The 26790-nt window shown below is 68.1% G+C and carries 22 protein-coding genes; 8 read left to right on the top strand and 14 right to left on the bottom strand.

The window, feature by feature from the left end:
• Window positions 1-53 precede the first annotated feature (53 nt).
• The 3 genes from G4Q83_RS03580 to G4Q83_RS03570 all read left to right on the top strand — a co-directional run bounded on the left by G4Q83_RS03580 (window position 54) and on the right by G4Q83_RS03570 (window position 4415).
• Entirely contained in the window at window positions 54-1658 is a 1605-nt protein-coding gene (locus G4Q83_RS03580; protein ID WP_128418782.1) for a peptide chain release factor 3, read from the top strand.
• A 96-nt stretch (window positions 1659-1754) separates the two neighbouring features.
• Window positions 1755-2399, top strand: a complete 645-nt coding sequence (gene trhA / locus G4Q83_RS03575; RefSeq protein ID WP_128418781.1) for a PAQR family membrane homeostasis protein TrhA — start codon at window positions 1755-1757, stop codon at window positions 2397-2399.
• A 42-nt stretch (window positions 2400-2441) separates the two neighbouring features.
• On the top strand, window positions 2442-4415 hold the full coding sequence (locus tag G4Q83_RS03570; RefSeq protein WP_128418780.1) for an AsmA family protein: 1974 nt from the start codon (window positions 2442-2444) through the stop codon (window positions 4413-4415).
• A 75-nt stretch (window positions 4416-4490) separates the two neighbouring features.
• On the opposite strand, the gene G4Q83_RS03565 is transcribed toward G4Q83_RS03570, so the two are convergent.
• The 3 genes from G4Q83_RS03565 to mtgA form a co-directional block, all read right to left on the bottom strand.
• Window positions 4491-4919 (bottom strand): CBS domain-containing protein, encoded by a 429-nt coding sequence (locus tag G4Q83_RS03565; RefSeq protein WP_128418779.1) that lies wholly within the window; start codon window positions 4917-4919, stop codon window positions 4491-4493.
• A complete protein-coding gene (locus G4Q83_RS03560; RefSeq protein WP_170069116.1) occupies window positions 4879-5901 on the bottom strand; it encodes a glycosyltransferase family 2 protein in 1023 nt (340 codons plus the stop codon). Before G4Q83_RS03560 ends, G4Q83_RS03565 begins: the two co-directional genes overlap by 41 nt.
• 195 nt (window positions 5902-6096) lie before the next feature.
• Window positions 6097-6837, bottom strand: a complete 741-nt coding sequence (gene mtgA, locus G4Q83_RS03555) for a monofunctional biosynthetic peptidoglycan transglycosylase (protein ID WP_128418777.1) — start codon at window positions 6835-6837, stop codon at window positions 6097-6099.
• A gap of 81 nt (window positions 6838-6918) precedes the next feature.
• Between mtgA and hslO the strand changes: the two genes are divergently transcribed.
• From hslO to G4Q83_RS03540, 3 genes are all read left to right on the top strand, one after another.
• Window positions 6919-7815 carry an Hsp33 family molecular chaperone HslO gene (gene hslO, locus G4Q83_RS03550; protein WP_386272348.1) on the top strand — a complete coding sequence of 299 codons (897 nt, stop codon included), beginning with the start codon at window positions 6919-6921 and terminating at the stop codon, window positions 7813-7815.
• Window positions 7816-7931: 116 nt separating this feature from the next.
• A complete protein-coding gene (locus tag G4Q83_RS03545; RefSeq protein WP_128418775.1) occupies window positions 7932-8795 on the top strand; it encodes an XOO1806 family protein in 864 nt (287 codons plus the stop codon).
• Between the two features lie 249 nt (window positions 8796-9044).
• On the top strand, window positions 9045-12002 hold the full coding sequence (locus G4Q83_RS03540) for a TonB-dependent receptor domain-containing protein (protein WP_128418774.1): 2958 nt from the start codon (window positions 9045-9047) through the stop codon (window positions 12000-12002).
• Window positions 12003-12375: 373 nt separating this feature from the next.
• On the opposite strand, the gene G4Q83_RS03535 is transcribed toward G4Q83_RS03540, so the two are convergent.
• Window positions 12376-12987 carry a TetR/AcrR family transcriptional regulator gene (locus tag G4Q83_RS03535; protein WP_128418773.1) on the bottom strand — a complete coding sequence of 204 codons (612 nt, stop codon included), beginning with the start codon at window positions 12985-12987 and terminating at the stop codon, window positions 12376-12378.
• 139 nt (window positions 12988-13126) lie between these two features.
• Here G4Q83_RS03535 and G4Q83_RS03530 point away from each other — a divergent pair, with 139 nt between their 5' ends.
• Both G4Q83_RS03530 and G4Q83_RS03525 read left to right on the top strand, forming a co-directional pair.
• Window positions 13127-14050 (top strand): alpha/beta fold hydrolase, encoded by a 924-nt coding sequence (locus G4Q83_RS03530; RefSeq protein WP_128418772.1) that lies wholly within the window; start codon window positions 13127-13129, stop codon window positions 14048-14050.
• Window positions 14047-16527, top strand: coding sequence for an acyl-CoA dehydrogenase (locus G4Q83_RS03525; protein ID WP_128418771.1), 2481 nt, complete (start codon window positions 14047-14049; stop codon window positions 16525-16527). Before G4Q83_RS03530 ends, G4Q83_RS03525 begins: the two co-directional genes overlap by 4 nt.
• A 247-nt stretch (window positions 16528-16774) precedes the next feature.
• On the opposite strand, the gene fni is transcribed toward G4Q83_RS03525, so the two are convergent.
• The 10 genes from fni to G4Q83_RS03475 form a co-directional block, all read right to left on the bottom strand.
• Entirely contained in the window at window positions 16775-17824 is a 1050-nt protein-coding gene (gene fni / locus G4Q83_RS03520) for a type 2 isopentenyl-diphosphate Delta-isomerase (protein ID WP_128418770.1), read from the bottom strand.
• 80 nt (window positions 17825-17904) lie between these two features.
• Window positions 17905-18804: a terpene synthase family protein gene (locus G4Q83_RS03515; protein WP_128418769.1), complete on the bottom strand. Its 900-nt coding sequence runs from the start codon at window positions 18802-18804 to the stop codon at window positions 17905-17907.
• Window positions 18801-20348 (bottom strand): hypothetical protein, encoded by a 1548-nt coding sequence (locus G4Q83_RS03510; RefSeq protein WP_128418768.1) that lies wholly within the window; start codon window positions 20346-20348, stop codon window positions 18801-18803. Before G4Q83_RS03510 ends, G4Q83_RS03515 begins: the two co-directional genes overlap by 4 nt.
• Entirely contained in the window at window positions 20345-20581 is a 237-nt protein-coding gene (locus tag G4Q83_RS03505) for a hypothetical protein (protein WP_128418767.1), read from the bottom strand. Before G4Q83_RS03505 ends, G4Q83_RS03510 begins: the two co-directional genes overlap by 4 nt.
• Complete coding sequence (locus G4Q83_RS03500) at window positions 20578-21468, bottom strand: polyprenyl synthetase family protein (protein WP_386272352.1); 891 nt, start codon at window positions 21466-21468, stop codon at window positions 20578-20580. Before G4Q83_RS03500 ends, G4Q83_RS03505 begins: the two co-directional genes overlap by 4 nt.
• 262 nt (window positions 21469-21730) lie before the next feature.
• Window positions 21731-23014: a cytochrome P450 gene (locus tag G4Q83_RS03495; RefSeq protein WP_246432263.1), complete on the bottom strand. Its 1284-nt coding sequence runs from the start codon at window positions 23012-23014 to the stop codon at window positions 21731-21733.
• A gap of 59 nt (window positions 23015-23073) precedes the next feature.
• A complete protein-coding gene (locus G4Q83_RS03490; protein ID WP_128418765.1) occupies window positions 23074-23904 on the bottom strand; it encodes an SDR family oxidoreductase in 831 nt (276 codons plus the stop codon).
• Complete coding sequence (locus G4Q83_RS03485) at window positions 23891-24196, bottom strand: ferredoxin (RefSeq protein ID WP_128418764.1); 306 nt, start codon at window positions 24194-24196, stop codon at window positions 23891-23893. The genes G4Q83_RS03490 and G4Q83_RS03485 overlap by 14 nt, the downstream gene beginning before the upstream one ends.
• Before the next feature lies 1 nt (window position 24197).
• Complete coding sequence (locus G4Q83_RS03480) at window positions 24198-25487, bottom strand: cytochrome P450 (protein WP_128418815.1); 1290 nt, start codon at window positions 25485-25487, stop codon at window positions 24198-24200.
• Window positions 25488-25582: 95 nt separating this feature from the next.
• Entirely contained in the window at window positions 25583-26785 is a 1203-nt protein-coding gene (locus tag G4Q83_RS03475) for a cytochrome P450 (RefSeq protein ID WP_128418763.1), read from the bottom strand.
• Window positions 26786-26790: the final 5 nt, after the last annotated feature.

Genomic DNA, 26790 nt, shown 5'->3' with positions numbered 1-26790 from the left:
CTATAATCGGCGGCTTCCTCCGTTTCCGATGACGCCCGCCGGGCGTGCTGCCCATGTCCGAAGTCGCCACCGAAGCCGCGCGCCGCCGCACCTTCGCCATCATTTCCCATCCCGACGCCGGCAAGACCACGCTGACCGAAAAGCTGCTGCTGTTCGGCGGGGCGATCCAGATGGCCGGTTCGGTCAAGGGCCGCAAGGCCGCGCGCCACGCCACCTCCGACTGGATGGCGCTGGAGAAGGAGCGCGGCATCTCGGTGACCTCGTCGGTGATGCAGTTCCCCTACGAAGGCAAGATCATCAACCTGCTCGACACCCCCGGCCACGCCGACTTCGGCGAGGACACCTACCGCGTACTGACCGCGGTGGACTCGGCGCTGATGGTGATCGACGTGGCCAAGGGGGTGGAAGAACGCACCATCAAGCTGATGGACGTGTGCCGGCTGCGCGACACGCCGATCATGACCTTCATCAACAAGCTCGACCGCGAAGGCAAGGATCCGATCGCGCTGCTCGACGAAGTGGAGACCGTGCTCGGCATCCAGTGCGCGCCGGTGACCTGGCCGATCGGCATGGGCCAGCGCCTGAAGGGCGTGGTGCACCTGATCGGCGGCGAAGTGCACCTGTACGAGCAGGGCCGCAACTTCACCCGCCAGGACTCGACCATCTTCCCGTCGCTGGACGCGCCCGGCCTGGCCGACAGGATCGGCGCGCAGATGCTGGCCGAACTGCGCGACGAACTGGAACTGGTGCAGGGCGCCAGCCATCCGTTCGACCTGGATGCGTATCGCGCCGGCAAGCAGACCCCGGTGTTCTTCGGCTCGGGCGTCAACAACTTCGGCGTGCAGCCGCTGCTGGACTTCTTCGCCGAGCATGCGCCGCCGCCGCAGCCGCACGCCACCACCGGCCGCGACGTGCAGGCGGCCGAGGAGAAGCTGAGCGGCTTCGTGTTCAAGATCCAGGCCAACATGGACCCGCAGCACCGCGACCGGGTCGCGTTCATGCGCATCTGCTCGGGGCGCTTCAGCGCCGGCATGAAGACCCTGCACGTGCGCACCGGCAAGGACACCAAGCTGGCCAACGCGCTGACCTTCATGGCCAGCGACCGCGAGATCGCCGCCGAGGCCTGGCCCGGCGACGTCATCGGCATCCACAACCACGGCACCATCTCCATCGGCGACACCTTCACCGAGGGCGAGGCGCTCGCGTTCACCGGCATCCCCAACTTCGCCCCGGAACTGTTCCGCCGCGCGCGGCTGCGCGACCCGCTCAAGCTCAAGCAACTGCAGAAGGGCCTGGCGCAGTTGTCGGAGGAAGGCGCCACCCAGTTCTTCCGCCCGCTGATGAGCAACGACCTGATCCTGGGCGCGGTCGGCACCCTGCAGTTCGACGTGGTCGCCTACCGGCTCAAGAACGAGTACGGCGTGGACGCCAGCTTCGAGCCGGTCGGCGTGGTCACCGCGCGCTGGGTGCATTGCGCCGATGCCAGGAAGCTGGAGGAGTTCCGCGAGAAGAACGCGATGAACCTGGGCATCGACGCGGCCGGCGAACTGGTCTACCTGGCGCCGACCCGGGTCAACCTGCAGCTGGCGCAGGAGCGCGCGCCGGACGTGCGCTTCGCCGCGACCCGCGAGCACGCGCACAGCGTCGCGCTGGACTGACGCGCCCCGCGCCACGGCGGCGGCGGCGCCACGGATGCGAACCGCTCGCGATCGGAGTACCGTTCGCGCATGCCAGCAGACTTGCCGTCCTCGCTCGTGAACGCAGACGCGCCGCCTTCCACCGACTGGCGCGACGAAGTCGCCAACGCAGTGACCCATGGCCTGGGCGCGGTCGCGGCGCTGGCCGGCAGCTCGGTGCTGATCACCCTCGCCGCGATCTACGGCGACGGCTGGCAACTCGCCGGCGCGATCGTGTTCGGGGTCGCCCTGCTGCTGTTGTACACCGCCTCCACGCTGTATCACGCCATCCCCCACCCCGGCGCCAAGGCGCGGCTGCAGGTGCTCGACCACTGTGCGATCTACCTGCTGATCGCCGGCACCTATACCCCGTTCACCCTGATCGGCCTGCGCGGCCCATGGGGCTGGGGACTGTTCGCGGCGATCTGGACCATCGCGCTGGGCGGGGTGGTCTTCAAGCTGTTCTTCACCGGCCGCTTCCGACTGCTGTCGACCATCCTCTATATCGCCATGGGCTGGCTGATCGTGGCCGCGATCGAGCCGCTGCTGCGCTCGGTCGAGGCATGGTCGCTCGGCTGGCTGCTGGCCGGCGGCCTGTTCTACACGCTGGGCACCTACTTCTACCAGCGCGACACGGTGCGCTACTTCCACGCGATCTGGCACCTGTTCGTGCTCGCCGGCAGCGTCTGCCACTTCGTCGCGGTCGCCAGGCAGGTGCTCTAGCGCTTTCGCACCCCGTGCACGCATGCCGCCTAGTATGCCGGCATGGATGACGACCCTACTCCCGGAACCCGCCGCCGTTCGTGGCCCTGGCGCCGTCCCGACGGCCATCTGCGACGCTGGCCATTCGTCATCGGCGCGCTGATCCTGCTGTTGTTGATCGTCATCCTGATATTCGACTGGAACTGGTTCAAGGCGCCGGTGGAGCGCGCGGTGCAGGCCAAGACCGGCCGCGCGTTCCATATCGACGGCGATCTGGACGTGCGCCTGGGCGGCGTCACCACCCTCCGCGGCGACCGGCTGCGCTTCGCCAATGCGGACTGGTCCAAGCAGCCGCAGATGGCTAGCGCGCAACGCGCCGAGATCGACTTGGCGTTCTGGCCGCTGCTGCGCGGCAAGGTCCGCATCCCCGAGATTCGTCTGACCCAGCCGAACCTACTGCTGGAAACCGGGCCGGACGGCAAGCCGGGCAACTGGGTCTTCGGCAGCAGCGACAGCGGCACGCCGCCGGTGCTGAGCCGCCTGCTGGTGCAACAGGGTCGGCTCAAGTTCCAGGACATGCCGGCACGTACCGACATCGACGTCGGCGTCGACAGCCTGACCTCGCAGCGCAGCCGCACCGATGCGGCGCCGCCGATCGCGGTGGCCGGCGCCGGCCGCTGGCACGGCAACCCGTTCACGCTCAAGGGCAGCACCGCCTCGCCGCTGGAACTGAGCGAGAGCGACCATCCGTTCAAGATCGACCTGCGCGGCAGCGCCGGCAACACGCGCGCGCATATGCGCGGCACCCTGACCAACCCCTTCCAACTGCGCGTGTTCGACCTGCAGCTGAGCCTGGCCGGCGCGGACATGGCGCACCTGTATCCGCTGCTGGGCATCGCCATCCCGTCCACCCCGCCCTACCAGTTGGACGGACGGCTCAAGCGCAACGGCGAAATCTGGCGCTACGAGGACTTCAGCGGCCGCGCCGGCGACAGCGACCTGGCCGGCAGCGTGCAGATCGACACCGCCGGGCAGCGTCCGTTCCTGCGCGCCGACCTGCGCTCGCGGCGCCTGGACTTCGACGACCTAGCCGGCTTCGTCGGCGCGCCGCCGCGCACCGGCCCCGGCGAAACCGCCAACGCCGCGCAGAAGGCGCAGGCGGCCAGGCTCGCCGCCGACGCCAAGGTGCTGCCGTCCTCGCCGTACAACCTCGGCAAGCTGCGCGCGATGGACGCCGACGTGCGCTGGAAGGCGCAGCGGATCAACGCGCAGAAACTGCCGCTGGACGACATGGACGCGCACCTGAAGCTCAACGACGGCGTGCTGCTGCTGCAGCCGCTCGACTTCGGCGTGGCCGGCGGCAACATCCGCTCGGACATCCGCATGGACGCGCGCACCCCGACCATCGCCACCCGCGCGCAGATCTCGGTGCGCGGCATGCAACTGGGCAAGCTGTTCCCGGACGCGCAACTGGCCAAGGAAGCCTCCGGCGCGATCGGCGGCGAGATCGCGCTCGCCGGCGCCGGCAACTCCATCGCGCAGATGCTCGGCAGCGCCGACGGAAACGTCGCCATCGGCATGGGCAAGGGCCGCATCAGCAACCTCATCATGGAGCTTGCCGGGCTGGACATCGCCGAATCGCTGAAATACCTGGTGACCAAGGACCGCGAGATCCCGGTGCGCTGCGCGTTCGGCGATTTCGAGGTCGAGCGCGGGGTGATGGATTCGCGCGCACTGGCCTTCGACACCACCGACACCCTGATCGTCGGCAGCGGCAACATCGACCTGGGCGAAGAGAAACTGGACCTGCTGCTGAAGCCGCGCCCGAAGGACCGCAGCATCCTGTCGCTGCGCTCGCCGCTGCGCATCGGCGGCAGTTTCAAGGCGCCGACGTTCCGTCCCGACCTCAAGGCGCTGGGCATGCGCGGGGCGATCGCGGTGGCGCTGGCCAGCATCGCGCCGCCGGCCGCGTTGCTGGCGACGTTCGAAACCGGCCCCGGCAAGGACAGCGACTGCGGCGGCCACTACGCGAAGTGAGCGGGACTCGGGACCCGGAACGTCAAAAGCACATGCACCGCTCTTGCTTTTCCGAGTCCCGAGTCCGTGGTCCCGTCAGCTAGTGATATAGCGCTGCAACTGCTCGAGTTCCTGCTGCTGCTCCTCGATCACCGCCTTGACCAGATCGCCGATCGAGATGACCCCAACCACCGCGCCGGCCTGCACCACCGGCAAGTGGCGGATGCGCTGGCCGGTCATCAGCGCCATGCACTGCTGCACGCTCTGCGCCGGGTCCACCGTGTGCACCTTCGCGCTCATGATGTCGCGTACCGGCGTGGTCGCCGAAGATCGGTCCTGCAGCACCACCTTGCGCGCGTAGTCGCGCTCGGAGAGGATTCCCACCAGGCGCCGGTCCTGCATCACCAGGACCGCGCCGATGCCCTTGTCGGCCATCAGCCGCAGCGCATCGACCACCGCCGCATCCGGCGGCACCGCGTGGATCTCACCGCCCTTGTCGCCCAACAACTGTCGCACCGTACGCATCGCTGCCTCCCGGTTCGCTGGATCGCACCGCCGAGGATACTCCTGCGGCCGGCGCGCGCCAGGTGTCGACCAAATACAGCGGCCGCTGCTTGGATTCCTCGTACAGGCGGCCCAGGTACTCGCCGATCAGGCCCAGCGCGATCAGCTGCGCACCGCCCAGGAACAGGATCACCGCCATCATCGTCGGCCAGCCGGCGACCGGGTCGCCCCACAGCAACGCCTTGATCACGATCCAGATCCCGAACAGGAACGCGCCTGCCGCGGTCGCCAGGCCCAGATAGGTCGCCACCCGCAGCGGCGCGGTGGAAAAGCCGGTGATGCCTTCCAGCGCGAAGTTCCACAGACGCCACAGGCCGAACTTGCTGCGCCCGGCCAGGCGCGGCGCGCGCCGGTACGGCAACGCCAACTGGCGGAAGCCGATCCAGCCGAACAGCCCCTTCATGAACCGGTGGCGCTCGCGCAGCTGCGCCAGCGCCGCCAGCGCACGCGGCGACAACAGGCGGAAATCGCCGGTATCGGCCGGAATCGGGGTCTTCGACAGGCGTCCGATCACCCGGTAGAACAGCGACGCGGTGCCGCGCTTGAGCCAGCTCTCGCCGTCGCGCGCGATGCGGGTTCCGTAGACGTCGTCGTAGCCGGCGCACCAGTGCGCGACGAACTGCGCGATCAGCTCCGGCGGATCCTGCCCGTCGGCATCCAGCAGCATCGCCGCGCCGTGCTCGACGAAATCCAGGCCCGCGGTCAACGCCAGCTCCTTGCCGAAATTGCGCGACAGGCGCAGCGCCCCGACCCGCGGATCGGCCGCGGCCAGCGCCAGGATCGCCTCCCAGGTCGCGTCGCGGCTGCCGTCGTCCACGTACAGCACCCGCCCCTCCAGGCCGTCCAGGCCATCGAGCGCGGCGAGGATGCGCGGATGCAGCAGCGGCAGGGTCTGCGCCTCGTTGAAGGCGGTGACGACGACGGTCAGGCGCTCGGGTTCCATGTGCCGATGGTACGGACCGGCCTGCGCGTTCACCAGCGTCCGCCCCGCCTCTGCGTCCATGCCGGGCAGGGGCGCCCTCCCTGCCTGGTACGGCGCAGGCCAGCGCGAGCGCAGGGCGCTGGGCCGCGCCCGGCGATCGCGCCCGCAGCAACCGCCTGTTGGCTGCCGACGCGTGCGCCCGGGATGGCGGAAGCCTTACGGCGCCTGCAGGTAGGCCGGTCCACCCAACTGCCGCGTCTGCCGCTGGATCCAACTGGCGCGGCGCTGCACATAAGAACCCGGGCGCGCGGCGTCGTAGCGTTGCGGCGCCGGCAGCACCGCCGCCAGCAACGCGCTCTGCCCGGGACTGAGCTGCGCCGCGTCCTTGCCCCAGAAACGGCGTGCCGCCGCTTGCGCGCCGTAGACCCCGTCGCCGAACTCGGCGACGTTGGCATAGACCTCCAGAATCCGCCGCTTCGGCCACAACGCCTCGACCAGCACCGTGTACCAGACCTCCAGCCCCTTGCGCAGCCAACTGCGGCCCTGCCACAGGAACAGATTCTTGGCGACCTGCTGGCTGATCGTGCTGGCGCCGCGCAGGCGGCCGCCGCGCGCATTGTGGTCGCGCGCCTTCTCGATCGCATCCAGGTCGAAGCCATGGTGGCTGGGAAACCGCTGGTCCTCGGCGGCCACCAGCGAAATCTGCAGGCTGGAGGCGATCTGCGCGGTGTCGCGCCAGTCGTAGGCGACGCGGAACGACCAGTCGCCCTCGCCCCAGGCGCCAAGCTGGCGTTCGAGCATCATCGCCGAGAACGGCGGGTCGACGAAGCGCAGCGCGATCACCTGCGACACGCTCACCAACACGAACAGCAGCGGCGCCGCCAGCAGCCAGCGCCGCCAGCGCGGCCGCCGCCGCGGCACGGCCGCGCCACTTGCAACGCCCCGCACCGCCCCCATTGCTGTGCCTTCTTCGACTTCGTCCACCGTGATGACCCACTATCCTGCGGTCGCCATCTTCCCATGCGCAGCGAGTCCGCGATGCCTTCTTCCGAATCCGATCACCTGACCCGCCTGCTGCTGCCCAGCGCCGGCGTGCGCGGCGTCCACGTGCGTCTGGAGGCCGCCTGGCACGAGATCCTGGCACCCGCCAGCTATCCGGCCACGGCGACCGAACTGCTGGGCCAGGCGTGCGTGGCGGCGGCGCTGTTCACCGGCCACACCAAGGTCGCGGGCCGACTGTCGGTGCAGTTGCGCAGCCAGGGCGCGCTGCGCACCCTGTTCGCCGAATGCACCGCGGCCGGCACCTTGCGCGGCATCGTCCAACTGGGCGAGGGCGGCGACGCGCCGCGCGACCTGCGCGCGCTCGGCGCCGGCGCGCTGCTGGCCATCACCATCGAGAATCCCGGCCTGGATCCGCGCGAACCGCAGCGCTACCAGAGCCTGGTGGCGCTGACGGCGGCCGAGCTGGGCGAGGCCTTCGAGGACTACTTCCGCCAGTCCGAGCAACTGCCGACCCGCCTGATCCTGGCCGCCGACGGCCACCGGGCGGCCGGCCTGCTGCTGCAGAAGCTGCCCGGCGACGCCGGCGACGAAGATGGCTGGAACCGTGCCGGCGCCCTGTTCGAGACCCTGGGCGAGGCCGAACTGCTGGCGTCGCCGGCCGCAACCCTGCTGCACCGGCTGTTCCACGAGGAAGCGCCGGAGCTGCTGGGAACCCGGCCATTGCGCTTCGGTTGCTCGTGCTCGCGCGAGCGGGTGGCGGCCATGCTGCGCTCGCTGGGCGAGGAGGAAGCGCGCGCCGCCGCCGAGGCGACCGGCCAAGTCGAGATCCGCTGCGAGTTCTGCGGCCGCCACTACGACTTCCCCTTGACGGAATTCGGCGTATTGTTCTCATTAACGAATACTGAACCTCCGCCTCCGGAGCGCTTGCAGTAGCCAATAACGAGTAGTGGGACAAGGGGCCCGGCTTGTTAAAGAAACATAAATCCACTAGCATCGTTCCAACCGCCTGGCGGGAACTTTAGTTCCTGCCCGAGAGTCCTAGACCGCTGATGCATTCGCCGCTGCGCCTGTCGCTTGCCCTGCTGATCGCCCTTGCGGCGGCCACGGGCGCGCATGCGCAGCAGGCCAAGCCCACCGCCGACCGCGACCGGACCGTGCTGCCGATCTGGAACAAGGGCAGCGGCAAGGTCGAGGCGCTGCTGTACCTGGAGCCGACCGGTGAACAAGCGGCCGGCGCGCGCTGGCACTTCGGCCGCAATTCGCTCGACGCCGCGTTCGGCCTGTCTTCCGGCGACTCGCTCGGCCTGCTGTGCAACAACGCGAGCGGCAGCAGCATGAGCGGGCTGGCCAGCCATTGCATGCTCGCCAGCCTGGGCGGCGACGATGGCGATGTCGGCCATCACGTCGCCGCCACCACCACCTTCAACCGTCCCGGCGGGCGCCTGTCGCTGTCGGCCGGCACCGGCCGCGAGAACATGCCGGCGTGGCTGGCGGGGGCGAACAAGACACCGGCGCTGCGCATGGAGCAGAACGATCTGACTGTGTTCGCGCAACAGAACATCGGCCGCGAGGGTTTCGTGTCGATCGGCGGCACCTACGCGCGGGCCCGCCTGGTGCCGATCGCCGACGCCTCGCAGGCGCTGGTCGACCAGTGGGACAGCAAGAGCCTGAGCATCGGCGGCGGCTATGGCGCCTTCAGCGCCAACGTCATCGGCCGCGTCGTGGACGCGCCTGGACAGCCCGGCAAGTGGTCGGGCCTCGGCGTGGGCCTGACCTGGCGTACCCCGTGGAGCGGACAACTGACCGTCGGCGCCGAGAACGTGACCACCCGTGGCAAGAACCCGTTCGCCCCGAACAACATCAGCACCGAGGAAGGCACCATTCCCTACGTGCGTTACGAACAGGACTTGTGAGGTGCGGCTCGCAACACAGCAAAAAGGTGATTACAGAGACAAAAAACGCCCGTTCAGGGCGTTTTTTGCGACCGAATTTACATTCAACTGCAGGAATTCACTCTATCCCGCCCTTGCATTAACGGGACTTTAATTCTTTCTCCAGCCGGGATACCATCGAACCACCCTGAGGGACTTGATGTCGCACTTTCGACTTCACCTTCAGGCAAACCTTGGGCTTTACCCAGATCTCATTCGGAGAGAGAGCTAATGAATTGCAAGACCAACAAACTGCGTGATGCAGTTGTGCTCGCGCTGATCGTGAGCGCTGGCGGCACCGCGACCGCGGCGTTCGCGCAGGACACTGGAAGCGCGGGCGCCACCAACCTGGACCGCATCGTAGTCACCGGTTCGCGCATCCGCCAGGTCGACACCGAGACCGCTCAGCCGGTCATGCTGATTAGCCGCGATCAGATCGAGAAGCAAGGCTTCAAGTCGGTGGCCGACATCCTGCAGAACATTCCTACCGCCGGCTCTCCGACCATCAGCCGCACCGCGCCGCTGTCGTCTGGCGAGAACGTCGGCGGCTACTACATCGACCTGCGCAATCTCGGTCCCGCGCGCACCCTGGTGCTGGTCGACGGCAAGCGCCTGGGCACCACCAACGGCGGCCTGCAGGACGTCTCCTCGATTCCGGCCGTGGCGGTCGAGCGCATCGAAGTGCTGAAGGACGGCGCCTCCACCATCTACGGTTCCGACGCCATCGCCGGCGTGATCAACATCATCACCCGCAAGAATTTCGAAGGCGCCGAAGCCAACGCCTACATCGGCCAGTGGGGCAAGGGCGACGGCCAGCGCCAGGTCTACGACTTCATCCTCGGCACCGCCGGCGACCGCGGTTCGCTGACCGCCGGCGTCGAATACACCAAGGAAGATCCGGTGTGGGCGCGCGACCGCTGGTTCAGCCGCGACCGTTTCCCGACCGGCGAGAATTCCGCTGCGCGTCCGGGCGGCCTGTCCGGCACCAGCCAGTACGGCCGTTTCAGCTATGACACCGGCCGCAGGGACGCCCAGGGCAGGCCGATCATGGCCACGCGCACGCTGCGCCGCGACATCCCTGGCCTGGACCCGGCCAACTTCAACAGCTACCGCGCACTCAACGGTTCGGACGTGTCCAACCCGGCGCTCGCCTCCACCGTGTACAGCGGCATCGAGCGCAAGTCGGCGTTCTTGAACGGCACCTTCAACTTCACCGACAACGTTCGTTTCGACACCAGCGTCCTGTACACCGACCGCGATTCGTTCTCGCAGAACGGGGGCTACCCGTTCAACTCTGAAGCAAGTGGCACCAGCACCGCGCTTTCCCGCAACGGCTTGTCGATTGACAGCGTGTTCAACCCGTTGGGCAACAAGGCCACCGGCCCGCGGCCTGCGGGCGTCGCGCCGCAGGCGGTCCAGTACGTGCGCCGCGGCTGGGAAGTGCCGCGCGAAGTGCGTAACAGCGTCACCACCTATCGTTTCACCGGCGTGTTCAGCGGCAGCTTCGAGCTGGGCGAGAACAAGTTCTGGGATTGGGACGCCGGCTATCTCTACAATCAGAACAAGGGCGTGCAGATCAGCACTGGCAACTTGAACACCCTTGCAGTCGGCCAAGCGACCGGCCCCTCTTTCATCAATGCAAATGGTGTAGCCCAGTGCGGAACCGCCGCTAACTCGATCGGACTTGGCAGTGCTGCGGGCACCTGTACGCCGTGGAACCCGCTGCTGCCGGAAGGCTACCAGGGCGCCAACGGTCTGACCGACCCGAATGTGCGCGCGTTCCTGTACCAGGACGGTCAGGCGGTCTCGAAGACCGAGACCAAGAACTTCTTCGCCAACATCTCCGGCACCATCGTCAGCCTGCCGGCCGGCGATCTGGGCGTGGCGGTGGGCGTTGAGCACCGTCAGGAAAGCGGCAACTTCTCCCCTGATGCGATGGCACAGGCCGGCATCTCCACCGATCTGGCCGCCGGTCCGACCCGCGGCAAGTACAGCCTGGACGAAGTCTATGCCGAGTTCCAGGTCCCGTTGCTGGCCGACCTGCCGCTGGCCAAGGAACTGAGCCTGTCGCTGGCCAGCCGCTACTCCGACTACGATAACTTCGGCGATACCGTGAATAGCAAGTTCGGCTTCAAGTGGAAGCCGATCGACTCGCTGCTGGTCCGCGGCACCTGGGCCGAAGGCTTCCGGGCGCCGACCATCGCCGACCTGTACGGCGGTCTGTCGCAGAGCTTCGAGTACTACACCGACCCCTGCGACACCTCGTTCGGCACCGCGGCGGGCAACGCACGCTGCGCGGCAGTCGTGCCGGCGGGCTTCCGCCAGCTCAACACCTCGGGTACGGCGCCGGCGCCGGGTCCGGGCGAGCAGAGCAACGTGCCGTTCGCTTCCGGTTCCACCCCGACCCTGACCCCGGAAACCTCCACCTCCAAGACCCTGGGTCTGGTATGGAGCCCGGAGTTCGCGCGCGGACTGAACGCGTCGCTGGACTGGTGGAATGTCCGCATCGAAAACACCATTGTGGCGGATGATCCGACCAGCCTGCTGGAAGACTGCTACCTGCGCGGCATCGCCTCGCGTTGCACCGGCTTCACCCGCAACGCGGCCGGCAACATCACCACGCTGGCGTTCGGTCTGCGCAATGCGGGCTACCAGGAAACGGAAGGCTACGACCTGGATCTGACCTACCGCATCGATAGCGCGTACGGCAACTTCACCGCGGCGTGGCTGAGCAGCTACGTGGTCAAGAACGAACTGAAGCAGGACGACACGGCAAGCCCCGCCGAGCAGGAGAACGGCTATCAGAAAGCCATCGGCAGCTACTTCCGCCTGCGCTCGAACCTGAGCCTGACCTGGCAGATGAACGACTGGGCCGTCACCTGGAGCACCCGCTACTACTCCGGTGCCAAGGAGCGTTGCTACTTCGACGACCGTTGCAGCGAGCCGAACTTCACCGCCCCGCAATACTTGGGTGCGCCCTTCCCGGTCAACAAGATCGGCTCCAACACCTTCCACGACGTCCAGGTCAGCTACAACACGCCGTGGAATGCCACTGTCGCCGTTGGCGCCAACAACGTGTTCGAGCACTACGCCGCTCCGTCGTACTCGCAGCCGAGCTCCGGCTACTCGTACTATGGCGGCTACGACATCGGCCGCTTCGTCTACATGAAGTACCAGCAGCGTTTCTGATCGCCTGGCGATCCGTCACCGCGTCACCACAACGGCTCCGCAAGGAGCCGTTGTCTTTTGTGTTTTGTGCCCCGCGCGCAACGCACATTGGCGGCGAGGATCGATTCGGCGGTCGCTGGCGCGCGCCGGGCAACCGCGGCGAGCGCGAGCACGCCATGGCGTTCGCGCTCGCCGCGGAGCGAGCGCTCCAGAACGCGGATCGGTCAGCCAGCGTCGCCGGCGACCCGGCGTCGCGATCTCACTGCCGCGACGTGACTGCGCGCGGAGCGCTCACGCCGGCCCGTTGCGGGCGCGCACAGCGCAGCCGTCGGCGCGAGGGTTGGAAGGAGACGTCGACGCTGGGCGCGCGGCGCATCTGGCGCTGGATCGGCTCTCAGCCGGGAATCAGGGTCGCGATGACGTGTTCAACGTAGGACTCGAAGTCCTCGCGCGCCTGCTTGGGCTGATGCAACTGCAGCGACAACTGCAGGAAGCCGACATAGGCGGCGTAGGCCAGCCGCGCACGGTGCTGGGCATCGGGACGGCTGAGCCCGGCCTGGCGGAACGAAGCGATCAGGTACTCCATGCGCCGCTGCGAGACCCGGTCGATGACCGGGCGCACCGCCGGATGGTCCAGCGCCTTCAGCAATTCGCTGTAGATGACGTGCGGCTTGACCTCGTGCGCGACCAACTGGAACAGCGCGCGCAGCCGCGTGCGCGGGTCCGGCATCTCTTCCAGGCTGCCGAACACCTGCTGCTGCTCGACCAGTTCCCAGCGCTCCAGCGCCGCCTGCAGCAGCGCATCGCGCGAGGGGAAATGCCAGTAGAAGCTGCCCTTGGTGACGCCCAGGCGCCGTGCCAGCGGCTCCACCGCCACCGCGCTCACGCCCTGTTCGGCGATCAGGTCCAGGGCGGCCTGCGCCCAGTCTTCGGCGCTGAGCCGGTTGTTGCGGCCACCGCCGGAAGCGGCGCCGTCATCGGAGGAAGGAGCGGGCGCGATATTCATCCGTGGATTTAACCATACGGGGACGTCGGTTGCAGTATGTGGCCTTCGCGAGGCCGGCGCAAATGCCCGGCAGCGTTGGCTTTTCGCACCCATACTGCATCGTATTGACATGCCCCACAGGGCGACCATACTATCTCGTATGGTTTCCTCTTCCGCCACCGTCCCGCATGCCGCCTTGGCTGCCTTGTCCGGCGCCGGCGAGCTGGCGCTGGCCGCGACCGTCACCGATCCCGGCGAGGCTGGATCGGTGCTGCTCGCGCATGGCTTCGGCCAGACCCGGCACGCCTGGTCGGCGACCGCCGCGGCGCTACAGGCGCATGGCTATCGCAGCGTCGCCTACGACGCGCGCGGCCATGGCGACTCCACGCGCAACCCCGCCGGCCTGGCGTACCGCGGCGAGCAGTTCACCGACGACCTGATCGTGGTCGCCGGCGAAATGGCGCCGGCGCCGGTGCTGGTGGCCGCCTCGATGGGCGGACTGTTCGGTCTGATGGCCGAGGCGCGCTGGCCGGGCCTTTTCCGCGCAATGGTGCTGGTCGACATCACCCCGCGCTGGCAGCCGGCCGGGGTCGAGCGCATTCTCGCCTTCATGACCGCGCATCCGCGCGGCTTCGCCAGCCTGGACGACGCCGGCGATGCCATCGCGGCCTATCTGCCGCAACGCGCGCGCAAGTCGCCCGAGGCGCTGCGCAGCGTCCTGCGCCGGCACGACGACGGCCGCTGGTACTGGCACTGGGATCCGCGCCTGGTGGAAGAACTGGCGCGCGGCAGCGACCAGCACCAGGCCGCGATCGCGCAGGCGGCCAGCAAGGTGCATTGCCCGCTGCTGCTGGTCAGCGGCGGGCGCAGCGATCTTCTGGTCACGCCGCAGACCATCGAAGAATTCCTGTCGTTGGTGCCGCATGCGCAGCATGCGCACCTGCCCGAGGCCACGCCTATGCTGGCCGGCGACGACAACGCCGCGTTTACCGCCACTGTGTTGCATTATCTGGACGCACTGCCACCGGCTAGCGCCGGCGCACCGTCCGCCGTCACCGAGCATGTCCCCGGAGCAAGCCCATGAGCATCGTCGCGCCCTTCCTCGTGTTGTTGCTGGCAGGCGCCTTCGCCGCCTATCACCGCATGCGGCTCGCCGTCTGGGCCGCGCTGAGCGCCACGCTGCTGGTCGCGTGCTGGCTGCTCGGCGCCAGCCATGCCGCCACCATCGTCGCCGCGGTGCTGCTGGCGCTGGTCGCGGTGCCGCTGCTGCTGCCGTTCGTGCGCAAGCCGCTGTTCACCGCGCCGATGCTGAAGGTGTTCCGCAAGGTGCTGCCGCCGCTGTCGCAGACCGAGCGCATCGCGCTGGAGACCGGCTCGGTCGGCTTCGAGGGCGAGCTGTTCACCGGCGATCCGGACTGGCAGAAGTTGCTCGACTATCCCAAGCCGCAGCTGACCGCCGAAGAGCAGGCGTTCCTCGACGGCCCGGTGGAAGAGCTGTGCCGGATGACCAACGACTGGGAAATCACCCACGTCCACGCCGACCTGCCGCCGCAGCTGTGGAGCTTCGTCAAGAAGCACAAGTTCTTCGGCATGATCATTCCGAAGGAGTACGGCGGCCTGGGCTTCTCGGCGCTGGCCCACCACAAGGTGATCCAGAAGATCGCCTCGGTGTCGAGCGTGGTCAGCTCCACCGTCGGCGTGCCGAACTCGCTGGGCCCGGGCGAACTGCTGCTGCACTACGGCTCCAAGGAGCAGAAGGACTATTACCTGCCGCGCCTGGCGGTGGGCCAGGAAGTGCCGTGCTTCGGCCTGACCGGCCCGTTCGCCGGCTCCGACGCGACCTCGATCCCCGACTACGGCATCGTCTGCAAGGGCGAGTGGAACGGCGCCAACGTGCTCGGCGTCAAGCTGACCTTCGACAAGCGCTACATCACCCTGGCGCCGGTGGCGACCCTGGTCGGCCTGGCGTTCCGCATGTACGACCCGGGCGGCCTGATCGGCGACACCAAGGACATCGGCATCACCCTGGCGCTGCTGCCGCGCGAAACCCCCGGCGTCCAAATCGGCCGCCGCCACTTCCCGCTGAACTCGCCGTTCCAGAACGGCCCGATCCACGGCCGCGAGGTGTTCATCCCGCTCAGCCAGCTGATCGGCGGCGTGGACATGGTCGGCAAGGGCTGGAACATGCTCAACGAGTGCCTGGCCGTGGGCCGCTCGATCACCCTGCCCTCCACCGCCAGCGGCGGCGCCAAGTACGGCGCGATCGTCACCGGCGCCTACGCGCGCATCCGCAAGCAGTTCGGCCTGTCGGTCGGCCGCTTCGAAGGCGTGGAAGAAGCCCTGGCGCGGATCGGCGGCAAGGCCTATGCGATCAGCGCGCTGTCGCAGGCCACCGCCGCGGCGGTGGATCGCGGCGACGTGCCATCGGTGCCGTCGGCGATCGCCAAGTACCACTGCACCACGATGAGCCGCGAAGTCATCAGCGACGTGATGGACGTGGTCGGCGGCAAGGGCATCATCCTCGGGCCGCGCAACTTCGCCGGCCGCAGCTGGCAGGCGGCGCCGATCGCGATCACCGTGGAAGGCGCCAACATCATGACCCGCAGCCTGCTGATCTTCGGCCAGGGCGCGATCCTGTGCCATCCGTGGGTGATGAAGGAAATGAAGGCCGCCGGCAATCCTGACCACCAGGCCGGCGTCGACGAATTCGACCGCAACCTGTTCGGCCATATCGGCTTCGCGATCTCCAACGCGGTGCGCTCGCTGTGGTTCGGCCTGACCGCCGCGCGCATCGGCGCCGCCCCCGGCGACGCCTACACCCGCCGCTTCTTCCGCAAGCTGGACCGCTACTCGGCGAATCTGGCGCTGATGGCCGACGTGTCGATGCTGATGCTCGGCGGCAAGCTGAAGTTCAAGGAATCGCTGTCCGGCCGCCTGGGCGACGTGCTGAGCCACATCTACATGACCAGCGCGATGCTCAAGCGCTACCACGACGACGGCGCGCCGGCGACCGACCAGCCGCTGCTGGCCTGGGCGTTCCACGACAGCGTGCACAAGATCGAACTGGCGCTGTCGGCGGCGCTGCGCAACTTCCCGATCCGCCCGGTGGGCTGGCTGATGTGGGCGCTGATCTTCCCGTGGGGCCGCCGCGCCGAAGCCCCGGGCGACCGCCTGGGCCACCGCGTCGCCGCGCTGCTGATGACCCCGAACGAAGCCCGCGACCGTCTCGGCCAGGGCGTGTTCCTGACCCCGTGCGAGAACAACCCGGGCGGCCGCATCGCCAGCTACCTGACCAAGGCGGTGCTGGCCGAGCCGGTCGAGCGCAAGTTTCTGAAGGCGCTCAAGAGCAAGGGCATCGAGGCGCTGGACTTCGCCGCGCAGCTGGACGAGGCGGTGCGCGAAGGCGTGCTGTCGGCCGACGAGCGCCTCCAGCTGGAGGAACTGCGCGAGATCACCATGGACACAATCGGCGTGGACGACTTCGACACCGATGCGCTGCGCTCGGCCAGTTATGTCGCCCCTGCGGCAAGCGCACAGGAGCACTCGCGCGAAGCGGCCTGATCGCACCGGCAGGCGCTTGTCGCCGACGCACACCGATCCCGTCGGCGACAGCCCTGACAGCCCGGCACTACCGGATGATTTCCTGCTCGCTGCCTCACCCTGGCCTGCGGCGATACGCGCTCCGGGGGCTGCGTCCGAGCATCCCCAACACCTGCTGCCACCTTCTGTTGCGCTGATCGCTCCGCGCAATCGCGCAACACACAGCGCAGCGATTTCGCGGGCGCCGCCCGGTGCGGACGCGCCAGCATCAGCCGCCGGACAGCTGCGCCGCTGGCAACAAGCGCGCGTGGCGCAACGTGGCCAGGTCGGCCGAACCGGTGCAAAAGCACACCACGGCCAATTGGCGGATGACGATCTGGAAATGCGCGACGACCGCATCGGTGGACACCGTTGCCGCACGCAGCACGCCGGCCGCCTGCCCGGCGATGTCCGCTCCCAGGCGAATCGCCTTGGCCACATCGATGCCATCGCGGATCCCTCCCGATGCGATCAGCTTCACTGCCGGCAATGCCTGGCGCACCGCCTGTACGCTGGCTGCGGTCGGAATTCCCCAGTCGGCGAACGCCATTGCCACCGCACGGTCGGCGGCATCGCTGGCGCGCTCGCCTTCCACTGCGGCCCAACTTGTCCCGCCGGCCCCGGCGACGTCGACGACCGCCACGCCCGCCTCAACCAGCGCGCAAGCCACCGATGCGGACAGGCCCGCCCCCACTTCCTTGACGATGATCGGCACCCCCACGGTGCGCGCGGCGCGGGCGATCTGCGCAAGGACGCCGCGCCAGTCGCGGTCGCCCTCCGGCTGCACCGCCTCCTGCAGCGAATTGAGATGGACGATGAGTCCATCGGCCTCCAGCGCATCCACCGCCCGGCGCGCCAAGTCCAGGCCGTCGGCCTCGCGCAGTTGCGCGGCGCCGATATTGGCCAGCAATGGAACATCCGGCGCGAGACGCCGCAGCGTGCGCGTCAACCCTTGAGAGCGGCCGGACTGAAGGCTCACGCGCTGCGAACCGACGCACATGGCGATGCCCAAGGCTTGTGCCGCCTCGCTCAGATGCCGGTTGATGGCCTCGGCGCGTGGCGTGCCGCCGGTCATGGAGCTGATCAGCAGCGGCGCACGCAGCGCCTTTCCTAGCAGCGAAGCGCTCAGGTCGATCTGCGCCAGGTCCAACTCGGGCAGTGCGCAGTGTTCGAAACGGATCCACTCCCAGCCGGCAGCGACCGTGGCTGGTGCCGTTCGCCGGTCCAACACGATGTCCAGATGGTCGCCCTTGCGCCGGCTCAGTGCGTCATCGCTCATGCTCGCTCCTCCGTATCGCCGGGCGACGGCATGGCATTGCTCGGACTGACGGCGCGGCGCGTCTGCCGCCGCCCGCGCGTTCAGGCCGGCGCACGCTCGCCTTCATCCGCATCTGCGTTGCGGTAGCGACTGGTTGAGGTCTGGTAGTACTGCGCGCGGATGGCCGACATGGCCTCGATCAACTGTACCCACGGCTCGGGAAAGCGTTTTTCCGCCATCACCCGGCGCAGCATGCAGGCGTAACCGGCCAGCTCGTCGCCGAGGAACTCCAGCACAGGCATGGCCGGATAGCGCTGCTGGAGCAGAATCGCCACGTTGTCGGACTCGCCGGCCGACCGGTCCTTGTCCCGTCCATGCAGATCGTTCTGCAAGCGCCCTACCGCAGAGATCAGCCACAGGGCCTGGCGAAACGCCGGGCACTCGCGCCAGGTCGCCATGTCCAGCCCCCACAGCAGCGACAAGCAACAGAACACGTTCGCGTAGGCGATCGAATCGATGCCATTGTGCAGGTACTCGGCATAGGACCAACCCTGCGGCGCTGACGCCTGCGCGCTACTGCGCAGCGCCGCGCAGTAGCTCCGGGTATCGGCAAGAAGCTGCACATAGTCGCGACGATCGTAGGCGAGTGCAGCCAGCGAAGCGCGCAGCGCCGCGCAGCCGTCGAATCCGGGCACCGCGCACGGCACGCCATGCCCCAGCGCTCGTTCCACCGCAGCGAGCTGGTCCGGCGCGATCAGGCCAAGGTCGTTGCAGTCGTCAAGCCAGAACAGCAGCGCCAGTTCGCAATAGAACGCCACGATCAGCCGTTCGTCCTGCGGATCGCGGCCTGTGCGGACGCTGGTCTGGCACAGGCTCTGGTGGATGCGCTGCAGGATGTACTGGCCGCCCCTGACCGCTTCCGCGGCATGCTCATCGGCGAAGCCGGCCAAGGACCGCCCCCACTCCAGCACCTGCTCCAGCGCGCGCTCGGTCCGGATCATGGCGCCGCTCCCGATCCATCGGCCAGCACACGCCGCTCCCAGCGGTGCGCCAGCCACAGACCTGCGAGTTCGGCAATGCGCACGACCCTCGTCGGGCAGTACAGTTCCTTGCCGATCCATAGCGGCGTCTGCGGCAGCGAATACGGCGCATGGCGCTCGAGCATCCAATCCAGCGCGCGCGCCACGGCCTGCGCAATGCGCCGGCGGCCAGTCGGTTCCTCGCTCTCGTCCATGACGTGCAATGCGAACAGCGCGTAGGCCGTTTCTTCCAACGTGGACGCGCGGCCAGCACCCCAACCGCCGTCGTCGCGCTGCGCCTGGAGCAGCGCCGCCAGCGTGCGTTCGCACCGCCACTGCGGCCTGGCTTGCGCCAGCGCAGCCACCGCATGCGCTGTCGGATACAGCCACGAAACGTGCCATTTCTCGTTATCCCAGAGACCGCGCTGGTTGCGCTTGACGTCGATGTAGCCGCTGGTGCCGGCCGCGCGCTTGCCCAGCAGTCGCAGCGCATGCAAGGCATGGATGTTGGTCGACACGGAGGCATTGCGCTCGCCGGGGAAGGTGACGAACAACTCGCCGCTCTCGAACTGGCACAATGCATCGACCGCCGGGTCGAGGCCTGCCAGGCGCAGAACGCACAACGCCACGGCGGTGTCGTCCGCATCGGCCGCGAAGTGCAAGGCTGGACCCAGGCCACGCACGCTCATGCGGGCATCGATCTGGGCGACGATCGGGCGCACCACGTCGGCGAGCGCAGGATGCGCGAACAGCCTGGCCAGATGCAGCGTATACAGCGACCAGCATGGCTCGAACACATCGATTGGCCAGACGTTGGGAACGACACCGTCGATGCCGCTGAGCGTGGCGCGCGACGCCGCCTGCAGATACGCGTTGGCGCGCCCGGCATGCGTCGCGCCTCCCTGCACCAGGGCGCGCGCGCGCCACGCGGCGGTGGCCGCCGGGCTGATGCCGATGCTGCCGTCTGCATCCGGGCACGCGGTGGCCGGCGACGTTCCCCACGCTTCCCAGGAGTGCAGCAGCGGATGGCCGCTCGGCAACGTCGCCACTGCTCCCAGCTTGGCCAGACGCGCTTGCTGCAACGGCAGCAGCGCCGAATGGCGCGGATACTCCATGCCGGCCAGCAGTGGTGCGGCCTCGCCGCACAACTGCGGCAGGATCAGCTCCGCGCCGATGGGCGCGTCCTCCGGCACCGCATGCGCGTAGGGATCGGGCTGGCGCGCGAGGAAGCGCGTCGCCGCCTGGAATGCGTCAGCGACGCCAGGAAGATGATCGGCCCGCTGCAATGCCAGCAACGCCGCCCACGTAGGCGCATGGCGGAACAACGGGAAGTCCTGGCTTCCCCACCCGCCATCGACCTGTTGCTGCGCCAGGAGCCACGCGTATGCGTCCTGCCGATCGCCGCCGCCGTGGTACTGCAGGGATCGCGCCGTATCGTAGACGGAGGCGCCGACGCTGCCACCGTCGCTCATCTCACCCAGCAAGTGGCGCAGCTCGGAAAGTATCTGTTCGGACAGCGCGTTCACGCAGGATGTTCCTTCTGCAGGCGGTAGACGGGAACCTGGCCCGGGCGAGCGCCGCACACGTCGCCGACGCCCATTGCGGCGGCCCGCCGCATGCAACTGGGCAGTGCCGAACGACCGCGCCGCTGCGGCGCGGCCATGCGGCGCGGCGCGGCGTTTGCGATCGCCCGCTCGGGTGCTGCTGTCGGTCCGCCGCCGAGGCATTGGGACCACTCCATGCGAACGAGGGCGTTCATGCGCATGGCGCCTGCTGGAACAGATAGGCGTTGGCCCGCTGCAGCATCTGCGCCAGTCGTTCCGCACGCGGCCCCAGCGGAGCGATGGCCCCTTCGGCGTCGAGCAACAAATCCAGCGCGAACTGGCGTGCCGCCTGCAGCCCCATGATCGACGCGCAGGTCGGCTTCTGCGCCGCCGCGTCCTTGCCGACGGTCTTGCCGAGCGTCGCGGTATCCGCCGTGACATCGAGAATGTCGTCGACCACCTGCAAGGCTAGGCCGAAGCAGGAACTGTAGCGGTCGAGCGCACGATACAGCGCGTCGCGCGCGCCACCTTCGGCGATGCCGCACAAAGCGCCCATGCGAACGGAAGCGCGTACCAGCGCGCCGCTCTTCATCCGGTGCATCGCGAGGATCTTTTCCAGTTCGACATGCTTTCCGACCAGCGCCAGATCCATGGCCTGCCCGCCAGCGGCGCCCTCGGCGGACACTGCCTGCGCCAGTTCGTGCACCAGCGCAATGCGGTTGTCGCCCGGCGCATCTACGCTCGCCAGGGTCAGGAACGCGTGCGCCTGCAGCGCATCGCCGACCAGGATCGCAGTGGCCTCGCCGAACTTGACGTGCACGGTCGGAACGCCGCGGCGAAGCACGTCGTCGTCCATCGCGGGCAAGTCGTCGTGGACCAGGGTACAGGCATGCATCATCTCGATGGCAGCACTGACATCGTCGAGCACGTGCGCCGGCGTGTCGGTCAGTGCGCCAGCAGCAAGACAGAGCAAGGCGCGGGTGCGCTTCCCGCCATGCAAGGTGGCGTAACGCATCGCCGCCATCAGTTCGGTCTCACCGTCGTCTTCGGTACAGAGAAGACGCGCCAGCGTCTGCTCTACCCGCTTTGCACCAGCCTGCATCCAGATCTCCGGCTGTAGCGTGCCGGATGCGCCGCGAGTCTGCGGGCCCAATCCCCCAAGCGCCGCAGCGTCTGGTTGGTCGTCATGTCTCGTGGAACCGGTCTGCATGTTGTTCATGTCCTTGCATCTGCCAAGAGACGGCCCCGGCGGACGGCGCGTCAGCGGGGTGTTGCCGGCGTCGCGCTGGCCGCCGATACCGGGTGCCGGAACGCCTTGCATCGCCAACGTCGCTGTCTCGCCATGCACAGCACGCGATACGACTTCACGAAAATCCAATGCGAATGGCCATGGACGGATGCGCGGTAGGGTAGTATCGCCGGCCTTTTTCGACGTCGCTCAGCAATCGCGGCCGCATCCCGGCTTGGCGCATGGTCAGCGCCAAGGCGATGCAGAACTGCACCAGTTCCAGCCACACCAAGTGGTAGCCGATGCAGACATGCGGGCCGGTGCCGAACTGCAGCATGTCCACGGGCCGGATCGGTTCCGTCCGCTGCAGCCACCGTGCCAACCGGAACTGGTCCGGCTCCTCGTGCAGCAGCGCAGACGTCGAGAAATGCAGCAGCGGGATGCACAGGTGGGTGCCTGCGGGAATGCGTCGCTGACCAAGCTGCAACTCCCGCCGCGCGCGACGCGGCAGCAGCGTCGTCGCCGGATGCACGCGCAGCGTCTCGCGAAACAGCGCCTCGGCGACCGGACATTGCGCCAGGTCCGTGTGCCGGGTCGGCACCGCGCCGACGCGCTGCGCCTCGTCGACCAGGGCGTCCCACAGCGCCGGCTGCCGCGCAAGTTCGATCACCATCCAGGCCATCGTCGAGGCGGTGGTATCGTGCCCGGCAAGCAGCAGCAGGCGGATATTGGCGACCAGGACGTCGTCGGAGAGCGCATCGTCGCTGCGATCGAAGGCATCCACCATGTCGCTGATAAGCCCGGTGCGCACGGCATGCGCACGCGCGTCGCGGACGAACTGGCGCAACTGCACGTCGATCCAATCGCGTGCGGCGCGACCGCGCCGCAAGGGCAGGCCGGGCAGGTCGACGGGGGGAGCGATGATCAACTGCAGCAGTTGCCGGTACTTGCGATGCCATCCCGGCAGGTCCTGCGCGGGGATGCCCATGAGACTGAAGATGAGCTTGAGCATCAAGTCGCCGGTTTCGCGCAGGATTGCCACTCCGCCCAGGTCGCGCCATGCCTGCACCCGCGCATGGATGATCGGCGCGAACAGTTCGCCGATCCCGGCCTGGGTCAGTCCTCTGGGCAGGAACGCCGCCTTGATCGCATCGCGCGCCTGCCGGTGCGCGCCGCCGTCCTGGGCAACCAGCGTTCCGCCAAGCAATTCGGGCGCGATCTCTTCGATCAGCGCCGAGGACACGTCCTTGTGCCGGAGCAGCGCGAACGCATCCGGATCGACGCAGGTCATCATGTGTCCGGCAGGACCGAAATCGAGCCAAAAGTGGCTGCCAAGCGTCCGTTCCGCTCGTTGCAGCAGGCGCGGCAGGTCGCACACGATGGCCGGAAGATGCCCGACCACGGGGAAAGCGCCGCGCATGACCGGAATGTCGTGTCGCGACCGCTGCCGACGATCCAGCGGGTTGAGCGGCATGTCCATCAGCAGCGTGGTGCAGCGGGCGGTTCGACGGCGTTGGCGCGGCTGTTGCAGCCGTCGGCGTAAGTGGGCACATGCGCCAGCATGCCGCCATCGATGCAGACGACCTGGCCGGTGATGAACGCGGCATCATCGCAGAGCAGGAAGACCACCAGCGCGGCCACGTCCTCGGGGCGGCCGGCGCGCGGCAGGAGTTGGTGCCGGGGCAAATGCCGTTGCATGGACTCGTCCAGCTTGGCGACGAGACGTTCGGTCATGATGAGGCCCGGCGCGACCGCGTTGCAGCGGATCTGCGCGTGGCCGTACTGGGTGGCGAGCGAGGCCGACAGCATGTTCATCGCCGCCTTCGCGGCGGCATAGGACGTCTGCGCGGTGTCTCCGCTCGGCCCCTGGCACGCGGACATGTTGACGATCGCCCCGCCGCCGCGGGCGATCGTCCGCGGAATGGCCTGCCGGCAGCACAGCAGCGTGCCACGCAGATTGGTCGCCATGGTCTGGTCCCAGATCGCCAGTTCCAGGTCGAGGATCGCGCGATCGCGCGGCGTCAGATGCATGGCGCTGGCGTTGTTCACCAGCAGGTCGACCCCGCCGAAGTGCCGCTGCGCCGTCTCGAACAGCGCCGCCACCGCCTGCGCATCGGCGATGTCCATGGCCACGGCGAGCACATGGCCGGCGTCGGCCGCGATCTGCGCGGCGCATGCGGTCGCCGCCGGGCCATCGACATCGGCCACCACCACCCTGGCGCCCTCGCGCCCGATGGCGATGGCGCATGCCTTGCCGATACCGGCGCCGGCGCCGGTCACCACCGCCACTTTGCCTTCAAGCCGTCCCATCGCGTTCTCCAGGATTGCGTTGGTCTATCGCTGCCTGACGCTCGACCGCCACCGAAGGCGCAGGGTCGCCGAGGATGCGATCGTCATCGCCATCTTCGCTTTCGATGACCCGGATCGCGGCGACCGGACACTGGCTGGCAGCGAGCCGCACAGCGGCGTGCAGCGCGTCCGGTACCGTCGCCACGCACGCTTCGGCGATCCCGTCCGGTTCGCGCTGGCGAAAGATGCCCGGCAGCGTCAGCACGCACTGCCCGGTGGTTCCGCACAGATGCTGGTCGACCACGACGCGCATCTCAGCCGCCCGAAGCATGCAGCCGCACCGGCAGCGCGCGGAACGTCCTGAGGAACGCGGAGGGTTCCCGGGTCGGCTCCTCGGCCAATACCAGCGTCGGGAAGCGCGCATGGATGCGCGGCAGACTCTCGGCCAGCTGGACCCTGGCCAGCTGCGCGCCAAGGCAGAAGTGGATGCCGTGGCCGAAGCTCAGCATGATTTTCCCGTCCGTGGACATGCCCGCGCTGGTGCCGTGGAACCGCGCGGGATCGAAACGGTCGGGATCGGCGAAGGCGTCCGGGTCGCGGTTGCCGGCCGCGATCAGCACGCGCACGTCCGCATTCTTCGGGATCACCACGCCGTTCAGTTCGATGTCGCGCTGGGCGATGCGCGGAATGGAACTGAACATGGCAGGCGCGTCGCAGCGCAGGACTTCTTCGACGAATGCCTTTACCCCCATGGCATCGCCGTGCAGCCAGTGCAGCTGTTCGGGATACGCCAGCATCGCCAGGACCGCATGGTCGATGGTCGCGGCGGTGGTCGCGAATCCGCCCAGCAGCATGCCCCAGAGCATGCTGATCAGTTCCGCGTCCGACAGCATGTCGGCATCGTCGTCGTGCGTGCCGACCAGCATCGATACGATGTCGTGCTGGGGATCGGCCCGCTTGCGCTCGATCAGGCCACCAAAATACGCCTGGACCTTGGCGCTGGCCGCGTCCGCCGCGGCGAGCTGGGCGTCGCTGGCATGCGGACTCAATCCTTCCAGAATGGTGCCGATGCCGGCGGCGAGACCGAACATCTCTTCCTGCGGCATCCCGAACAGTTCGGCGAAGACCAGCATGGGCAAGGCCAGCGCGAACTCCCGATGCAGGTCCACCTTCTCCCCGCGCTCCAGCGCGGGCGCCATGCCGTCCAGGCGCGCCGCGACGATGCGCGCGATGCTCGGCCGCAGGTTGTCGATCTGGCGCACGGTGAAATCGCGCGAGATGAGCCGGCGCAGACGCGTATGCGTGGGAGGCTCCTTCATCGCCAGCGTGGAGCCCAGCAAATTGAGCGAGAGGCTGGTCGCCGCACGTGGGAAGTACCGAGCGAGCTCACCCGGCGCCGGCCCCCGAAATGCATCGCCCGTGGCCTTGAGCACCCAATAAATGTCGGCATGGCGGCTCAACAGGAACAGACCCGATGCCGCACGATGCACCGGATCGTGCTCGCGCAGCCAGCGCATGAACGGATATGGGTCACGGATGCACGTTGGCGACGCAAGTTCGGCGAATGCGTCACGGCACGCTGCCGTGGTTTCTAGCACGTCCATCTTGGTTACCTGCTTGGCTGACTGATCTGACCGGCGCGCGGCAAACGCACCGGCAACGTGGGGAGACGATCGCGACTCCTGGCGGCGTTCGCCCGTCACCAGCGCACCGGAAACTCCTCGAATCCACCGGTGATGATCTCTCTGCGCAACCTGAGTTCTTCCGACGCCACGGCCAGGCGCAGTTCGGGAAAGCGCTGGAAGATCGAGCCGAACACCACCTTGAGTTCCAGCCTGGCCAGCGCCATGCCGATGCAGTAGTGCGGCCCGTACGAGAACGCCAGATGCGGCTTTTCGTCGCGCCCGATGTCGAAGATGTGCGGGTCATTGAAATGGCGCGGATCGAACGACGTCGCCGGCAGGCCGACCAGCACCTTGCTCTCCGCGGGAATACGCATTCCCGCAATGGTCACGTCGGTCCTCGGATAGCGCATGATGCCGTCCCAGCCCGCGCCCGGCGGGTACATGCGCAGGATCTCTTCCACCGCTCTGTCCAGCAGCGACGGATCGCCGACCAGGCGCTCGCGTTGTTGCCGGTGGCGGAACATGGCCAGCAGGCCGAATTCGATCTGCGCAACCGTGCTCTCGTAACCCGCCACCAGCATGCCCGCCGCCAGCCCGATCGCCTCTTCCTCGGTCGCTTTGTCCTGCTCGACCGCCGTCAGCAGATCCGTCAACAGGTTGTCGCCCGGATCCTGGCGCTTGTCCCGCATCCTGCTGCGGATGTAGGCGCGCAGTTCTTCCCAGGCCAGGCGCGACGCGCTGCGCGGGCCGCTCTCGTGCTGGTGCGTCATCACCTCATCGGACAGCCCGACCAAGAACGCATGATCCTCGTACGGCACGCCCATCAGCGCGCTGATGACCATGGCCGGCAGTGGGAGGGAAAGGTGATGCCGCAGGTCGGCGGGTTGGGGCTGGGCGGCCAGCGTCTCGAACAATTGCCAGGTGATTGCCTCGACCTGTTGCGCGAGCAGCTTCACCCTGCGGCTGCTGAAGGCCGGCGCCACGATCGTACGCAACCGGGCGTGCTCGACGCCCTCGTGCGAGACCAGCCATCCCGGCGAACCGAGAATCACCGAATCCGGCGTGAATTCCGCCGGGGGCATTCCCGCCGGCCGGAACGCCGCATCGGACAGGACCGCCTTCGCCTCGTCGTAGCCCGTCACCCACCAGCCCTCGTCCCCGGACGGGAAGCGCACGCGATGGATCGGACCGCTGGCTTGCAGCGCCAGCATTTCGGGCGATGGCTCGATGTGATCGACGCGCCACATCGGCAGCCTCGCCAGGGTTTCTTCAGGCATGATGG

It is taken from the genome of Xanthomonas theicola (genome assembly GCF_014236795.1).
GTDB lineage: Bacteria > Pseudomonadota > Gammaproteobacteria > Xanthomonadales > Xanthomonadaceae > Xanthomonas_A > Xanthomonas_A theicola.
This window is presented reverse-complemented; position numbering and strand designations above follow the sequence as displayed.

Coding starts and splice junctions, on each gene's coding strand:
- hslO (WP_386272348.1), top strand. CDS start 6,919: ATGCCTTCTTCCGAATCCGATCACCTGACCCGCCTGCTGCTGCCCAGC.
- G4Q83_RS03500 (WP_386272352.1), bottom strand. CDS start 21,468: ATGCAGGCTGGTGCAAAGCGGGTAGAGCAGACGCTGGCGCGTCTTCTC.
- G4Q83_RS03515 (WP_128418769.1), bottom strand. CDS start 18,804: ATGATCCGGACCGAGCGCGCGCTGGAGCAGGTGCTGGAGTGGGGGCGG.
- G4Q83_RS03530 (WP_128418772.1), top strand. CDS start 13,127: ATGGTTTCCTCTTCCGCCACCGTCCCGCATGCCGCCTTGGCTGCCTTG.
- G4Q83_RS03480 (WP_128418815.1), bottom strand. CDS start 25,487: ATGGACGTGCTAGAAACCACGGCAGCGTGCCGTGACGCATTCGCCGAA.
- fni (WP_128418770.1), bottom strand. CDS start 17,824: ATGAGCGATGACGCACTGAGCCGGCGCAAGGGCGACCATCTGGACATC.
- G4Q83_RS03485 (WP_128418764.1), bottom strand. CDS start 24,196: ATGCGCGTCGTGGTCGACCAGCATCTGTGCGGAACCACCGGGCAGTGC.
- G4Q83_RS03560 (WP_170069116.1), bottom strand. CDS start 5,901: ATGGAACCCGAGCGCCTGACCGTCGTCGTCACCGCCTTCAACGAGGCG.
- mtgA (WP_128418777.1), bottom strand. CDS start 6,837: ATGGGGGCGGTGCGGGGCGTTGCAAGTGGCGCGGCCGTGCCGCGGCGG.
- G4Q83_RS03490 (WP_128418765.1), bottom strand. CDS start 23,904: ATGGGACGGCTTGAAGGCAAAGTGGCGGTGGTGACCGGCGCCGGCGCC.
- G4Q83_RS03495 (WP_246432263.1), bottom strand. CDS start 23,014: ATGCGCGGCGCTTTCCCCGTGGTCGGGCATCTTCCGGCCATCGTGTGC.
- G4Q83_RS03475 (WP_128418763.1), bottom strand. CDS start 26,785: ATGCCTGAAGAAACCCTGGCGAGGCTGCCGATGTGGCGCGTCGATCAC.
- G4Q83_RS03545 (WP_128418775.1), top strand. CDS start 7,932: ATGCATTCGCCGCTGCGCCTGTCGCTTGCCCTGCTGATCGCCCTTGCG.
- G4Q83_RS03535 (WP_128418773.1), bottom strand. CDS start 12,987: ATGAATATCGCGCCCGCTCCTTCCTCCGATGACGGCGCCGCTTCCGGC.
- G4Q83_RS03565 (WP_128418779.1), bottom strand. CDS start 4,919: ATGCGTACGGTGCGACAGTTGTTGGGCGACAAGGGCGGTGAGATCCAC.
- G4Q83_RS03505 (WP_128418767.1), bottom strand. CDS start 20,581: ATGAACGCCCTCGTTCGCATGGAGTGGTCCCAATGCCTCGGCGGCGGA.
- G4Q83_RS03525 (WP_128418771.1), top strand. CDS start 14,047: ATGAGCATCGTCGCGCCCTTCCTCGTGTTGTTGCTGGCAGGCGCCTTC.
- G4Q83_RS03570 (WP_128418780.1), top strand. CDS start 2,442: ATGGATGACGACCCTACTCCCGGAACCCGCCGCCGTTCGTGGCCCTGG.
- G4Q83_RS03540 (WP_128418774.1), top strand. CDS start 9,045: ATGAATTGCAAGACCAACAAACTGCGTGATGCAGTTGTGCTCGCGCTG.
- G4Q83_RS03580 (WP_128418782.1), top strand. CDS start 54: ATGTCCGAAGTCGCCACCGAAGCCGCGCGCCGCCGCACCTTCGCCATC.